Annotated in this window: 11 protein-coding genes and 1 riboswitch; of the genes, 4 read left to right on the top strand and 7 right to left on the bottom strand. The window is 66.1% G+C overall.

The features are described 5' to 3' along the window. Positions 1–100 precede the first annotated feature (100 nt). The 3 genes from FG486_RS13795 (at position 101) to FG486_RS13785 (ending at position 4,521) form a co-directional block, all read left to right on the top strand. On the top strand, positions 101–2,233 hold the full coding sequence (locus tag FG486_RS13795) for a sodium-translocating pyrophosphatase (RefSeq protein WP_066275912.1): 2,133 nt from the start codon (positions 101–103) through the stop codon (positions 2,231–2,233). A 205-nt stretch (positions 2,234–2,438) separates the two neighbouring features. Further along, positions 2,439–3,641, top strand: coding sequence for a GNAT family N-acetyltransferase (locus FG486_RS13790; RefSeq protein WP_181267898.1), 1,203 nt, complete (start codon positions 2,439–2,441; stop codon positions 3,639–3,641). After that, positions 3,634–4,521, top strand: coding sequence for a cupin-like domain-containing protein (locus FG486_RS13785; RefSeq protein ID WP_181267897.1), 888 nt, complete (start codon positions 3,634–3,636; stop codon positions 4,519–4,521). The genes FG486_RS13790 and FG486_RS13785 overlap by 8 nt, the downstream gene beginning before the upstream one ends. A 6-nt stretch (positions 4,522–4,527) precedes the next feature. On the opposite strand, the gene FG486_RS13780 is transcribed toward FG486_RS13785, so the two are convergent. The 5 genes from FG486_RS13780 to FG486_RS13760 form a co-directional block, all read right to left on the bottom strand. Then, complete coding sequence (locus tag FG486_RS13780) at positions 4,528–5,301, bottom strand: ABC transporter ATP-binding protein (protein WP_181267896.1); 774 nt, start codon at positions 5,299–5,301, stop codon at positions 4,528–4,530. Beyond that, the gene (locus FG486_RS13775) at positions 5,298–6,284 is read right to left on the bottom strand and encodes a FecCD family ABC transporter permease (RefSeq protein ID WP_181267895.1); all 987 of its coding nucleotides are present in this window, start codon (positions 6,282–6,284) and stop codon (positions 5,298–5,300) included. Before FG486_RS13775 ends, FG486_RS13780 begins: the two co-directional genes overlap by 4 nt. Then, the gene (locus tag FG486_RS13770; protein ID WP_338401615.1) at positions 6,284–7,276 is read right to left on the bottom strand and encodes an ABC transporter substrate-binding protein; all 993 of its coding nucleotides are present in this window, start codon (positions 7,274–7,276) and stop codon (positions 6,284–6,286) included. Before FG486_RS13770 ends, FG486_RS13775 begins: the two co-directional genes overlap by 1 nt. 107 nt (positions 7,277–7,383) lie before the next feature. Next, complete coding sequence (locus FG486_RS13765) at positions 7,384–9,276, bottom strand: TonB-dependent receptor domain-containing protein (protein ID WP_181267894.1); 1,893 nt, start codon at positions 9,274–9,276, stop codon at positions 7,384–7,386. Positions 9,277–9,427: 151 nt separating this feature from the next. Continuing rightward, positions 9,428–9,616, bottom strand: a riboswitch (cobalamin riboswitch). 76 nt (positions 9,617–9,692) lie between these two features. Next, a complete protein-coding gene (locus FG486_RS13760; protein WP_181267893.1) occupies positions 9,693–10,889 on the bottom strand; it encodes a thiolase family protein in 1,197 nt (398 codons plus the stop codon). A gap of 107 nt (positions 10,890–10,996) precedes the next feature. Here FG486_RS13760 and FG486_RS13755 point away from each other — a divergent pair, with 107 nt between their 5' ends. Beyond that, positions 10,997–11,806 (top strand): prepilin peptidase, encoded by an 810-nt coding sequence (locus FG486_RS13755; protein ID WP_338401614.1) that lies wholly within the window; start codon positions 10,997–10,999, stop codon positions 11,804–11,806. 3 nt (positions 11,807–11,809) lie between these two features. Here FG486_RS13755 and FG486_RS13750 read toward each other — a convergent pair whose 3' ends face one another. Further along, positions 11,810–12,034, bottom strand: coding sequence for a hypothetical protein (locus FG486_RS13750; protein ID WP_181267892.1), 225 nt, complete (start codon positions 12,032–12,034; stop codon positions 11,810–11,812). A 106-nt stretch (positions 12,035–12,140) separates the two neighbouring features. Continuing rightward, positions 12,141–14,087 carry an acetate--CoA ligase gene (acs, locus tag FG486_RS13745; protein WP_181267891.1) on the bottom strand — a complete coding sequence of 649 codons (1,947 nt, stop codon included), beginning with the start codon at positions 14,085–14,087 and terminating at the stop codon, positions 12,141–12,143. Between the last annotated feature and the right edge of the window lie 184 nt (positions 14,088–14,271).

The raw sequence follows: 14,271 nt of genomic DNA, 5'->3' as shown, positions 1-14,271 counted from the left end.
ACACCCGCTTATACCTATGTGCGGGGGACGCTGACGTTCATCAAGGGCGCGGTGATCGCCTGTTCGGCCGAGAGGCCATCGCTTTTTGGGAGAGCGACGCATGAACGTGGTCTTGATTGCCATCCTTTGCGGGGTGGTCGCAGTCCTTTATGGCATTTTCACCAGCAGACAGGTCTTGAGCCAATCGCCCGGCAACGCCCGGATGCAGGAAATCGGCGCGGCGATCCAGGAGGGCGCGCAGGCCTATCTGGGCCGCCAATATCGTACCATCGCCATTGTCGGCATCGTGATGCTGGTGCTGGTCTGGGCGCTTCTCGACAAGTTCGGCAATCCCGTCTCCGCGATCGGCTTCGTGCTGGGCGCGGTGCTTTCGGGCGTGGCCGGCTATATCGGCATGAACATCTCGGTGCGCGCGAACATGCGCACCGCACAGGCGGCAAGCACCTCGCTTCAGGCGGGGCTCACCCTCGCCTTCCGTGCAGGTGCGATCACCGGCATGCTGGTGGCGGGCCTGGGCCTGCTCGCAACGGCAGGCTATTTCTATTATCTTTATGCCATAGCGGGCCATGGCCTCAGCGATCCGGAAGACCGCAACATCGTCAACGGTCTGGTCGCCTTGGCGTTCGGCGCGTCGCTGATCTCGATCTTCGCGCGTCTGGGCGGCGGCATCTTCACCAAGGCGGCGGATGTCGGCGCGGACCTGGTCGGCAAGGTCGAGGCGGGAATCCCCGAGGACGATCCGCGCAACCCGGCGGTGATCGCCGATAACGTGGGCGACAATGTCGGCGACTGCGCCGGCATGGCCGCCGACCTGTTCGAAACCTATGTCGTCACCATCGGCGTCACCATGGTCGCCATCGCGCTGCTGGTCGCGGGCGACGATGCCGCGCTGCTGCCGCTGGTCGGGCTGCCGCTCGGCCTGTGCGGGCTGTGCGTCATCACCTCGATCATCGGCACCTATTTCGTCCGGCTGGGATCGGGCGGATCGATCATGGGCGCGATGTACAAGGGCTTTGCGGTCACCGCGATCCTCTCGGCCATCGGCCTGTATTTCGTCACCGATGCGGTGGTCGGCATGTCTACCGCCTATGCGATGAAGACCGCCGATGCCGCCGGCCCGGGAACCTTTACGGGCATGGACCTCTATCTCACCATGCTGATCGGGCTGGGCGTCACCGGGCTGATCATCTGGATCACCGAATATTATACCGGCACCAACTATCGCCCGGTCCAGTCGATCGCCAAGGCATCGGAAACCGGGCACGGCACCAATGTCATCCAGGGCCTCGCGATCAGCCTGGAAGCGACCGCGCTGCCGACGCTGCTGATCGTCGTCGCGGTGATCATCGCCTATCAGCTGGCAGGGATCGTCGGAATCGCCTTTGCGGCGACCGCGATGCTGGCACTGGCGGGCATGGTCGTGGCGCTCGATGCCTATGGCCCGGTCACCGACAATGCCGGGGGCATTGCCGAGATGGCAGGGCTCGACGACAGCGTGCGGGAAAAGACCGATGCGCTTGACGCGGTGGGCAACACCACCAAGGCGGTGACCAAGGGCTATGCCATCGGTTCGGCGGGTCTTGCCGCCCTCGTCCTGTTCGGCGCGTATACGACCGACCTCAAGGAATTCTTCCCTGACGTGCCGGTCGATTTCTCGCTGTCTAACCCGTATGTCATCGTCGGGCTGCTGCTCGGCGCGCTGCTGCCCTATCTGTTCGGCGCGATGGGCATGACCGCAGTGGGCCGCGCCGCCGGATCGGTCGTGGAGGAGGTGCGCGAGCAGTTCCGCACCAATCCCGGCATCATGGCGGGCACGTCCAAGCCCAATTATGCCCGCACCGTCGACCTCGTCACCAAGGCCGCGATCAAGGAGATGATCATCCCCTCGCTGCTGCCGGTGCTCGCGCCGATCGTCGTCTATTTCGTCATCACCGCGGTGGCGGGTCAGGCCAATGGCTTTGCGGCCTTGGGCGCGCTGCTGCTGGGCGTCATCGTCTCCGGCCTGTTCGTCGCGCTGTCGATGACCAGCGGCGGCGGCGCCTGGGACAATGCCAAGAAATATATCGAGGACGGCCACCATGGCGGCAAGGGTTCCGACGCGCACAAGGCGGCGGTGACCGGCGATACCGTGGGTGATCCGTACAAGGATACGGCGGGTCCGGCGGTCAACCCGATGATCAAGATCACCAACATCGTCGCGCTTTTGTTGCTCGCGGCGCTTGCAGCGGGCTAACCTATGCGATAGCCTTGCCATCTGAACGACAACTGGCCCCGCCGGCTTCGCGCCTGGCGGGGCTTTTTCTTGGGCCGTCGCCCCGATGAAGCGGCGCGCTTAACGGGTTAACCATTCCACTTAAGCTGTTGTTTTGCATTCTCCCCCTATAGCATCTGCGGGGGGCCGCGATCGTCGCGGGCTGATGCAGGAACGCGAATACGGCATGGATCAGGGCCTCGTCATGGCTGGATCGCCCGGCGCCGCACAGGCGGTCCCGGCCTTGCGAGTCGCCCTGCTCGATCCCGCGAGGCTCGATCCTGCGTTCCTGTCCGCCTGGCACCGGCTCGCCGATCACGCGAGCGAACCCAATTTTTTCCACGCCCCCGACTATCTCGTTCCCGCGATCGAGCATTGCGATGCGCTCAAGCGCGCGCGGATCGCCGCGCTGACCGATAACGGCCAGCTTGTCGGACTGATGCCAATCGCGCGCGAGCCCTATTACGGACGCTGGCCCGTGCCGCACGGCCAGAACTGGCGGCATCCCAATTGCTTTCTCGGCACGCCGCTGGTGAAGCCGGGGCACGAACGCGGCTTCTGGCAGGCGCTGCTTTCGGATCTCGACCGGCGGATGGACGCCGGGCTGTTCTTCCACCTGCATGGCATTGCCACCGACGGCCCGGTCTTCGCCGCGCTCGATCAGTTCTGCCGCGATCAGCGGCGCGCGTGCGACATCGTGCTCGCCGAAGAGCGCGCGATGCTCGCCACCGACATGGCAGGGCAAGCCTATTACGAGGCGGTGGTGCGCAAGAAGAAGCGCAAGGAAATCGCACGGCTGCGCAACCGGCTCGCCGAACTCGGCACGGTCGAGACCGTGCAGGGCACGGGCGAAGCCGGGCTCGATGCCTGGCTGGCCGAGTTCCTCGCGCTCGAACAGGCGGGCTGGAAGGGCCGCAACGGCTCCGCCCTTGCCGATCACCCCGAAACGCGCGCGCTGTTCCTCGATGCGACGCACCAGGCGCATGCGGCGGGCAAGCTGCACCTGATCGCGATGCGGCTGGACGGCAAGCCGCTCGCGATGCTGGTCAATTTCCTCAGTCCGCCAGGCGGCTTCTCGTTCAAGACCGCGTTCGATGAGGACTATGCGCGCTATTCGCCCGGCGTGCTGCTGCAGATCGACAATCTCGACATATTGCGCGACCACAGCCTCGCCTGGATGGACAGCTGCGCCGCCGAAGGCCATCCGATGATCGACAGCCTCTGGGCTGAACGCCGCCATGTCGCGCGCGTGTCGGTCGGCCTCAGGGGCTTTGGCCGCCCTGCCCTTTTCGCGGCCTTCCGCCAGGGCGAACGCTTCATGGACCGCCGCCGCACGGCCAGCGCCCCGGCGCCCACGCCTTCCTCTCCCGTGGAGAATGACGATGACTGACCAGCCACACCCCGCCGGTTTTTCCCGGACCACCACCGGAAGCGTATTCACCGACGATGCCAAGGCGCGCTTCGCGCTGTGCTATCCGGAAACCGCGCATATCCTTACCCATGGCCTGCTGCAGCATCCGCTGATGGAGCTCGAATCGCTCGCGCAGCTGGGCGAAGCGCTGCCCGAAAAGTCGCTCGAGTATAATCGCGGCGACCTGCCCATCGGCATCCGGCCCGAGGATGTGCCTAAGACCGGTCTCAGCATCGGCGAGACGATCCGCGGCATCGACAGCGCCAACAGCTGGTGCGTGCTCAAGAATATCGAGCAGGTCCCCGCCTATCGCGGTCTGCTGATGAGCCTGCTCGCCGAACTGGACGATGTGACCGCCAAGACCACCGGCGCGATGCTGCGGCCTGAAGGCTTCATCTTCGTCTCCTCGCCCGGGTCGATGACGCCCTATCATTTCGACCCCGAGCACAACATCCTGCTGCAGCTCAGGGGATGGAAGACGATGACGGTGTTCCCGGCAGGCGACCCGCGCTTTGCCGCGCCGGAAGCGCACGAGGCCTATCATTCGGGCGGCGGCCCGCGCAATCTGCCCTGGGACGATGGCTTTGCGCCGCACGGCACCGACTATCGGCTCGAGCCCGGCCAGGCGATCTTCGTGCCGGTCATGGCCCCGCATTATGTGCGCAACGGCGACAAGCCCTCGATCTCGCTGTCGATCACCTGGCGATCGGAATGGAGCTATGCCGAGACCGATGCGCACGCGATGAACAGCGTGCTGCGCAAATACGGCTTCCGCCCCTCGCCGCCGCGCCGTTATCCGGTGAACAATCTGGTGAAGTCGTACAGCTATCGCGCGCTGCGCAAGCTGGGGCTCGACTGACGCTGCTCAGCGCCCCACCAGCACGCGGATAGCGCCGTCGCTCCGGGTCACGGTGGCTTGGATGCCATAGACCGCTTCGACCCAGTGGGGCGTCATCGTCTCGGCGACGCTGCCGCTGGCGAGCGTGCGGCCCTCGCTCATCCAGACCAGCCGATCGGCGAACAGCGCAGCCAGATCGAGATCGTGCAGCACGACCAGCGCGCCGCCGCCGCGATCGACGAACGCCCGGATCAGCCGCATCACCTGGTGCTGATGGCGCGGATCGAGCGAGGCGACGGGCTCGTCGGCGACCATCAGCGGGGCCTGCGATGCCAGCGCACGCGCAATGTGTACCCGCGCCAGCTCGCCGCCCGACAGTGTATCGGTGGCGCGGTTGGCCAGCGCCAGAAGATCGCAGGCCGCGAGCGCATGCGCGACCGCGATCGTGTCCGCCTCGGCCAGCCTGGCAGGCGCCGCGCCATAGGCGAAGCGGCCCAGAGCCACGACATCGCGCACCCGGATCGGCCAGGCGAGATCGCGCATCTGCGGCAGATAGGTCACCGCGCGGGCGCGCTCGGTCGGGGTCAGGGCGCCTGGGTCTCGTCCCGCCAGCGTGGCCGTGCCGCCATCGGCGCGCGCCAGGCCCAGCGCGACGCGCAACAGGCTGGTCTTGCCCGCGCCATTGGGGCCGAGCAGAATCACCAGCTCGCCGGGATTCAGTGCCAGCGAAGCCTGACTGAGCAAGCTCGCTCCCTTGATCGAGAGGCTCGCCTCGATGACGTTCAGCCCAGCCTCGCTCATCGCACCGCTCCCCGCCGGATCGCGATCATCACGAACACCGGCGCGCCGATTAATGCTGCGACCACGCCGAGCTTGAGCTCGGTATCGCCGGGGATGATCCGCACGGTGATGTCGGCCAGGATGAGGATCAACCCGGAGAGCAGCGCGCTCGGCACCAGCACGCGCGCGGGATCGTGCCCGACCCAGGGGCGCACCAGATGCGGCGCGACGATGCCGACAAAGCCGATCGCGCCCGCCAGCGCTACCGCGCTACCGGTCGCCAGGCCTGCGCCAAGCACGACCAGCATCCGTTGGCGCGCCACATCGAGCCCGACGCCGGCCGCCGCTTCCTCGCCCAGCGCCAGCGCGGTCAGCCCGCGCCGCGCCGCAATCAGCAGCGCGGCACCGGCGGCAATGAACGGGGCACTGAGCGCGAGGTCGTCAAGGCTGCGATTGGCAACCGACCCCATCATCCAGGTGACCATGTCGGCAAGCGTGAACGGGTTGGGGGCAAGGTTCATCAGCAGCGCCATGATTGCGCCCGAAAAGCTGGAAATGCCGACGCCCACCAGGATCAATGTCACCACCGATCGCGAGCGCGGCGCGGCCCAGGCGATGATCGCGGTCGCCGCGAGCGCGCCGGCAATCGCCGCCAGCGGCAGCGCGAACGGGATAACGGCTGCAAGCCCGTAGAACAGCGCCACCGTCGCAAATAGCGCCGACATCGCAGACACGCCGAGCACGCCGGGCTCTGCCAGCGGATTGCGGAGCAGGCCCTGCAAGGCCGCGCCGCTCAGCCCCAGTGCGCCACCTGCCACCAAAGCCGCCAACGCGCGTGGCAACCGTACCTGCCAGACGACGAGCATGTCGCCCGGCTCGCCCATGCCCAGCAATGCTGTGGCCATGCGTGCGGGTGGCAGCGGCACCGAGCCGAGCAGGCAGGCCACAACCAGCGCGACAAGGATGCCGACGACCAGTCCGGGGATCAGCCAGCGCGCGCGCATCAGAGCTCTACCCCGCGCGCCCGCGCCATCGCCTCGGCGGCATCGAGCACGAACCAGCCGCCGCACGCGGTCCATGCGCCTTCCAGCCCGATCACCGGATGCGCGCTCGCCGTACGCATCAACGGATGCCGCGCCGCGCTCCACTGATCGGGATTGTAATCGCGCCGCCCGAACCAGGCCATTCCGACGCGATCGGGCTTTTCATAGGCGAGCCGCTCGAGCGGCAGCGGGTGCCAGCCGGGCTCGGTCTGGAAATTGCGGTATCCGGCGAGTTCGATGAGTTCGTGGATCAGCGATCCCGGGCCCGAGGTAACGCCGCCGGGGGTGGCATAGAGCAGGGTTGGCTTGCTGGCGATTCCCGACCCAGACCCAGTGTTGCTTCCCCTTCCGTTTGTCCCGAGCGAAGTCGAGGGACGTGATCGCAACGGGTCGAGCATACGTCCCTCGACTTCGCTCGGGAACTCGGGAAGGGCGGCATTTTGATTGCTCGGGACAAACGGAGAGTAGGCACGTTCCGAAAGTCTTGCCACCCGCGCATCCATCTCGCGTGCGATCCGCTCGCCCCGCGCCCGCTCGCCCAGCTGCCCTGCGGTCTCGACCAGCACCCGCCGCACGCCCGCCAGATCCTCGGCATAGCCCAGTTGCAGCACCGGCACCCCGGCGCGCGCGAAGAACGCGCCCGCATCCGCGCCGCCACCATAGCTGCGCACCACCAGATCGGGCTTGAGCACCAGCACGTCCTCGGCGCGCGGGGCAACCTTAAGCATGCCTTTCGCCGCCTCGCGCATGTACGAGAAATCGCGCGTGGCATCGGGCGAGAGCGCGAGAATGCGCTCCCGTCCGAGAAGCTTGAGAACATATTGATCCGCGCAATAATCGAGGCTCACGACCCGCATCGCCCGAACCGGGGGTTCGAGTGGTGCGGGTGTGGCGGCCTTGCCCAGCGAGCAGGCGGTGAGGATGCTGCACATGGCGAGCAACAAAGCGCTCACCCCCCACCGTTTGTCCCGAGCGAAGTCGAGGGACGTGCGTGCCTCAGTTGTGCAAGGTCCCTCGACACGCTCGGGACAAACGGAGATAGGGGCGACAACCCTTGACATCACATCTTCAACCTCACCCCCGCATAGCCCGCACGTCCGGGCACGCCATAGTTGAACGCGGTCTGATAGGCCTCGTCAAACAGGTTTTCGACCCGGCCATAGACTTCCAGATTGTCCGAGATGCTCCAGCTTGCACGCAGGTCGACGCGGACATAGCTATCGAGCCGCACGGTGTTGGCGACATCGTCGAACGTGTCACCGACCATCAGGAAGGTCGCGCCCAGCGCCGGACCCCAGGGCGACTTCCAGTCGACCAGCACCGAGGCGCTGTCCTTGGCGCGCCGCGCCAGCCGGTTGCCGAAATTGACCCGGCCTGAAAAGTCCGCTTCGCGCGAGCGGTTCTCGGTATCGACCAGGCTGTACTGTGCCTGCACGGTGAAATTGGGCACCGGCTGCATCCACAGGCCAAGCTCCACGCCCTGTGCGCGCGCGGCCGCGATATTCTCCAGGCTGAAGGTGGCGGAGGAGAAGACGATCAGGTCCTGCGTGTTGCGGCGGAACCACGTCGCTTGCGCGCGCAGCTTGCCGTCGATAAGCGACTGTTCGATCCCCGCGTCATAGCTCCGCGCGGTTTCGGGGCGCAGGTCGGGATTGCCGAATGCGGCGAGTTGCTCGCTCAGCGCAGGCGCGCGGAAACCCTCCGCATAGGTCGCGCGGATCACGGTATCGCCGTCATTGGGTGTATAGGCGATATTGCCGCCCAGGCTGGTCTTGCTGCCGAACACCTGCTGGTCGTCGACGCGTACGCCGCCGGTGACGGTCAACCCCTGCACCGGACGCACGATGGCCTGGCCGTAATAGCTGGTCATGTGCACGTCGCTGACATCGGGCGCGGTGTTGAACGAGGGGAAGAAGGTGCTCGCCTCGCTCTGTTCGTGCTCCACGCCGAACACCAGGGTCAGCGCATCGGCAACATCGGCAACGCCCTGATATTCGAACCGGTCGAGCGTGCCCTTGGCGCGTGCGGGGTTGAACGATCCGGGGGTGGGATCGGTTGTGATGCGCTTGATGTCGGTGCGGGTATAGGCAAAGCGATTGCGCAGCCGGCCGTCGAACAGCGCGACATTGAGCCCCGCATAGCCCACGAACTGGCGGTTGTCGGTCACCGGCAGCGTATCGGCAGGCGGGTTGTCGAATTCGGTTTCACCATCGGTATAGAAGCCGCGCAGATCGAGGCTGATCGCATCGCTGAAGGCGACGCGCAGCTTGCCGCTCAAGGTCAGGTTCTCGAACCCGTCCTTTTCGGTCGCCCCCCGGCGCTCATCCCAGGCGGAAATGCCATCGGTGCGGAAATAGCTTGCGCCAAGGCTGCCCGAAACGATGCCGGTCTTGCCCGAGACGCTGGCGACCAGCTGGCCGGTGTCACGATAGCCATATTCGCCGCGCGCATTGGCCTGCAGCCCCTCGCTCGGTTCGATCGTGGTGATGTTGATGACGCCGCCGATCGCCTGGCTGCCCCAGATCACCGAATTGGGTCCGCGCAGCACCTCGACCGATCCGATATTGCCGGTGAGGATCGAGCTGAAATCGAACGCCCCCGAAGGCGAAGACGGATCGTTGATGCGCACGCCATCGACCAGCACCAGCGTCTGCGAGCTGTCGCCGCCGCGGATGAACACGCTGGTCGTGCCGCCGGGGCCGCCGTTGCGCGCAACGCTGATGCCGGGCAGCGTCTGCAGCACGTCGCTCAGCACCTGGGTCTGGCGACGATCTAGTTCTGCCTTGTCGACCACGGTGATCGACTGGCCGGTTTCGCTGCGCTTCTGGACGATGCGACTGGCGGAGACGACGATATCGTCGTCCTGGTCGTCGCTGGCGGACTGCGCATGGAGCGGCGTGGCCACTGCCAGAGCAAGCGCGGACACGGTGAAACTGCGGATGAATTTGGACACGGTTTTCCCTCAGCCCCAGCCGCCGCCGAAGCGGAAGGGCAGATGAACGACATCAAGGCCCGCCGGGATCGCTCCCGAACGCGACTATGGCCTGTGGCATGTCGTTACGAAGGAAAAAACTTTCCCATCCGAACAGGCTGGACCCGGCCCCCGGATGAACGACGCGATGGCAGGTCTCCTGGCTCGTCGATCATCGCCTCGGGCCGTCTTCCCGGGATCGCTCCCAGTGACATATTGGCCGTCGGCTCCCGACTGACAGTTGCGGGCACAGCGCCGGATTTGCACCGGCTTCCCTCTTCGCCCCCCGGCTAAGGGAGGAACCATCTGGATGCGCAATTGCTGGATTTGGGCAGGCTTGTCAATCCGGCCTTACAAAAGCCCCGGCCTGCCCTACTGACAGGCCGGGCTTCAGGGGATCAGATCAGCTCGACCGCAACCGCCGTCGCCTCGCCGCCACCGATGCAGAGCGATGCCAGGCCGCGCTTGCCGCCATGCGTCTGCAGGGCAGAAACCAGCGTTGCGATGATTCGCGCACCGCTCGCGCCGATCGGATGGCCCAGCGCGGTCGCGCCGCCATGCACGTTGATCTTGTCGTGCGGAATGCCGAGGTCGCGCATTGCGATCATCGACACGCAGGCGAACGCCTCGTTGACCTCGAACAGATCGACATCGTCGACGCTCCAGCCCGCCTTCTCCAGCGCCTTGCGGCTGGCATCGACCGGCGCGGTGGTGAAGCGCGCCGGCGCGTGGGCATGTGCCGCGTGCGACACGATCCGCGCGACGGGCTTGAGGCCCAGCCTGTCGGCCACGCTCTGCCGGGTCAGCAGCAGCGCTGCCGCACCATCGGAGATCGACGAGGCATTGGCAGCGGTGATCGTGCCGTCCTTGGCGAACGCAGGCTTCAGGCTGGGAATCTTCGAGGCATCGCCCTTGAGCGGCTGTTCGTCCTTGTCGATCGTCTCGGTGCCCTTGCGGCCGGTGATCTCGACGGGGACGATCTCGCGGTCAAACCCGCCGCTGCTCTGCGCCTTCTGCGCGCGGGTAAGCGAGGCGATCGCGTAATCGTCCTGGTCCTGGCGGGTGAACTGATATTCGCCTGCGGTTTCCTCGGCAAAGCTGCCCATTGCGCGGCCTGGCTCATAGGCGTCTTCCAGGCCATCGAGGAACATATGGTCCATGACCCGGTCATGGCCGATCCGCGCGCCGCCGCGATGCTTGGTGAGCAGATAGGGCGCGTTGGTCATGCTCTCCATGCCTCCCGCCACCAGCAGATCGACCGAGCCCGAGGCCAGCGCCTCTGCCCCCATGATCGTCGCCTGCATGCCGCTGCCGCACATCTTGTTCACCGTGGTCGCCTCGACCGACTGCGGCAGGCCGGCCTTGAGCGCGGCCTGGCGCGCCGGGGCCTGACCGAGGCCGGCGGGCAGCACGCAGCCCATATAGATGCGCTCGATTGCATCGCCCGAAACCCCTGCCCGCTCGACCGCCGCCTTGACGGCGGTCGCGCCGAGATCGGTGGCGCTGGCGCCCGAGAGCGAACCCTGGAAGCTGCCCATCGGCGTGCGCGCATAGGAGACGATGACAACGGGATCGGCGGCGGAAAATGCGGTCATGGCATGAGTCCCTTTTCGAATGTGGTGAAAGCGCCTTCCCCTAGGGCCAGCGCGATTGCAAGAGGCTTGGAGTACAAAGCGCTTGGCCTGTCTCGGGGCGAGCCGCTATGCGCAATGGCGCTGCCGATCCCCGGCATTGGGCCAATTTCGCTATGTATGCGCCGCTGCTTGACCATCCGGTGATCGCGCCCCTTGCAGCGGCGATCCTTGGCGCAATCTTCGGCAGCTTTATCGGCGCGCTGGTGGTGCGCTGGCCTGCGGGGCGATCGATCCTGACCGGGCGGTCGCAATGCGATGCGTGCGGCGCGCAGCTGAAGCCTTGGCAGCTTATACCGTTGATATCGTATATTTTGCTGCGCGGGAGATGTGCAGCATGCGGGACGGCCATCGGATGGCATTGCTTCGCGATCGAGCTCAGCGCGGCGCTGATCGGAGCGCTATCGCTGGCGGTGCATCCGGGCGCAGAGGGACTGGCGATAGCGGCATTTGGCTGGCTGCTCCTCCCGCTCGCGCTGCTCGATCTGCGCCATTACTGGCTGCCGCATCCGCTTAACGCAGCGCTGGCATTGGGCGCACTAGCAGGCGCTGCGCTAGACATCCCGCCCGACTGGACCAGCCGCCTGATCGGCGCAGGCGCTGGTTGCGGCGGACTGTGGCTGATCGCGCTGCTCTATCGGCTGACGCGCGGGCGCGAAGGGCTCGGCGGCGGTGATCCGCTGCTGCTCGGCGCGATCGGGCTGTGGCTCGGCTGGCAGGCGCTGCCCCTCGTGCTGCTGATCGCCAGCGGCCTCGGGCTTGCCGTCGCGTTGGTGCTGCAGCGCCGCGGCCATGATCTCGATGCCGCCACCCGCTTCCCACTGGGGACGCTGATGGCGCTTGCCGCCTGGCCGGTGGCTCTGGCCGGGCTGAGCGGCTGAGGATCAGCTGCGGCGAGTGGCTCTGCGTAGGTTATCGCTCAGAAATGTCTGGCCAGGCTGCGACACGGCGATCGTACAGCTGGCCAGCAGCGCCATGAAGCCGAGGCCGATCACCAGACCCGAAGACGCGCCAATGGCGAGCAGGACCAGCATCACCGCGACAAAGGGCAAGGCGACAAGGCCGAACAGACCGGCGACAACGGCCGTCGCCCGAAGGTGGTGCAACATGATGGGAATGCTTTCGGTTTAAGCTGCGGTCGCGCAGAAATCGAACGACGTAATAGCCAAGCCGATGCTCCACCATGGCAGGTCGCGGTCCGACTGACCAGCGGTTTCACATCGCCTTGCGCCCCTCGATCAGCGCATCGACCACCGACGGGTCGGCAAGCGTGCTGGTATCGCCGAGCGAACCGAAATCGTTCTCCGCGATCTTGCGCAGGATGCGTCGCATGATCTTGCCGCTGCGCGTCTTGGGCAGCGCGGGCGTGAAATGCAGATGGTCGGGCGTCGCGATCGGGCCGATTTCCTTGCGGACCAGCGCCTTCAGCTCCCCGGCCAGCGCGTCGTCGGCCTCCTCGCCGACATTGAGGGTCACATAGCAATAGACGCCCTGCCCCTTGATGTCGTGCGGGAAGCCCACCACAGCAGCTTCGGCAACGCGCGGGTGCAGCACCAGCGCGCTTTCGACCTCGGCGGTGCCCATGCGATGGCCCGAGACATTGATGACATCGTCCACGCGGCCAGTGATGCGGTAATAGCCGTCCTCATCGCGCTTGCAGCCGTCGCCGGTGAAATACTTGCCCTTGTAGGTGCTGAAATAGGTCTGCACGAAGCGCTCGTGATCGCCATAGACCGTGCGCGCCTGGCCGGGCCAGGAGGCGGCGATGCACAGATTGCCCTCGGTCGCGCCGTCGAGAATGTTGCCATCGGCATCGACCAGTTCGGGCTGGATGCCGAAGAACGGCAGGCCCGCGCTGCCCGGCCGCATCGCATGCGCATACGGCAGCGTCGTGATCATGATGCCGCCGGTCTCGGTCTGCCACCAGGTGTCGATCACCGGCGCCGCGTCCTTGCCCACGGTGCGGCGATACCAGCGCCAGGCCTCGGGATTGATCGGCTCGCCGACCGATCCGATCAGCCGCAGCGCGGAAAGGTCGTGCTTCTCCACCGGCGCTTCGCCCTCGCGCATCAGCGCGCGGATCGCGGTGGGCGCGGTGTAGAAGATGTTGACGCCGTGCCGCTCGCACATGTCCCAGAAGCGGCTGTGATCAGGATGGTTGGGCACGCCTTCGAACAGCAGGCTGGTTGCGCGGTTGAGCAGCGGGCCATAGACCGAATAGCTGTGCCCGGTGACCCAGCCGATATCGGCGGTGCACCAATAGACCTCGCCCGGGCGGTAATCGAAGGCATAGTGAAAGGTCGTCGCGACCCAGACCGCATAGCCGCCCGTGGTGTGCAGCACGCCCTTGGGCTTGCCCGTCGATCCGGAGGTGTAGAGGATGAACAACGGATCCTCCGCCGCCATCGGCGCGCATGGGCAGGTCGCAGGCACGGTCGCGGACAGTTCGTGATACCAGTGGTCGCGCCCCTCGGTCATCGCGATTTCGGCACCCGTATGGCGCACGACCAGCACCGCATCGACGCTGATCCCGTGATCGGCGAGCGCGGCATCGACATTGGCCTTGAGCGGCACCGTCTTGCCCCCGCGCATCCCGGCATCGGCGGTGACGATGAACCGGCTCGCGCAATCCTCGATCCTTCCGGCGAGCGCCTCGGGCGAGAAACCGCCGAACACCACCGAATGGATCGCGCCGATGCGGGCGCAGGCGAGCATTGCGATCGCGCCTTCGAGCACCATCGGCATGTAGATGGTCACCCGGTCGCCCCGGACCACGCCCAGCGCGGTGAGTGTACCGGCGAACCTCTGCACCTCGGCCAGCAGTGCGTCATAGCTCAACGAGCGGACTTCGCCGGGGGTGTCGCCTTCCCAGATCAACGCCGTATCCGCACCATGCCCCGCCAGCACATGCCGGTCGACCGCGTTGTAGCACAGGTTGAGCTCGCCATCGTCATACCAGCGGATGCGCACCGGATCGAAGCTCGAACGGTTGATATGCGTCGGTCTCGAACTCCAGTCGATGCGGTCCGCCTGAAGCGCCCAGAATCCGTCCGGATCGCGCAACGACGCCGCATAGAGTTCCGCATATTGCGTCGGCGTGCACCAGGTCTGTGCATCCTCGGGTGCCGGGATCAGCGGCTCGGCAGCGGTCTCATGGCTCATCTTTCGGGTCCTCGCACGATGACGGCCTTGACGGCCGCTTCGTCGCCCTTTCTGCCCGAGGGCATCTGCACGAGCAACCCGTCGCAAACTGTCATATCCTCGTCAAATAGCGATTGATATAACATTACACGAGTGCTAGCCGCCCCTCCGACTCCGCGGTTTTGGGTGCATGGCAAGGCCTATA

The organism is Blastomonas ursincola, assembly GCF_013607875.1.
In the GTDB taxonomy this organism is placed as follows: domain Bacteria; phylum Pseudomonadota; class Alphaproteobacteria; order Sphingomonadales; family Sphingomonadaceae; genus Blastomonas; species Blastomonas ursincola.
The sequence above is the reverse complement of the archived record's forward strand: the minus strand, read 5'-3'. Positions and strand labels throughout refer to the sequence as shown.

Coding starts and splice junctions, on each gene's coding strand:
- FG486_RS13795 (WP_066275912.1), top strand. CDS start 101: ATGAACGTGGTCTTGATTGCCATCCTTTGCGGGGTGGTCGCAGTCCTT.
- FG486_RS13755 (WP_338401614.1), top strand. CDS start 10,997: ATGCGCAATGGCGCTGCCGATCCCCGGCATTGGGCCAATTTCGCTATG.
- FG486_RS13760 (WP_181267893.1), bottom strand. CDS start 10,889: ATGACCGCATTTTCCGCCGCCGATCCCGTTGTCATCGTCTCCTATGCG.
- FG486_RS13785 (WP_181267897.1), top strand. CDS start 3,634: ATGACTGACCAGCCACACCCCGCCGGTTTTTCCCGGACCACCACCGGA.
- FG486_RS13780 (WP_181267896.1), bottom strand. CDS start 5,301: ATGAGCGAGGCTGGGCTGAACGTCATCGAGGCGAGCCTCTCGATCAAG.
- FG486_RS13775 (WP_181267895.1), bottom strand. CDS start 6,284: ATGCGCGCGCGCTGGCTGATCCCCGGACTGGTCGTCGGCATCCTTGTC.
- FG486_RS13750 (WP_181267892.1), bottom strand. CDS start 12,034: ATGTTGCACCACCTTCGGGCGACGGCCGTTGTCGCCGGTCTGTTCGGC.
- acs (WP_181267891.1), bottom strand. CDS start 14,087: ATGAGCCATGAGACCGCTGCCGAGCCGCTGATCCCGGCACCCGAGGAT.
- FG486_RS13790 (WP_181267898.1), top strand. CDS start 2,439: ATGGATCAGGGCCTCGTCATGGCTGGATCGCCCGGCGCCGCACAGGCG.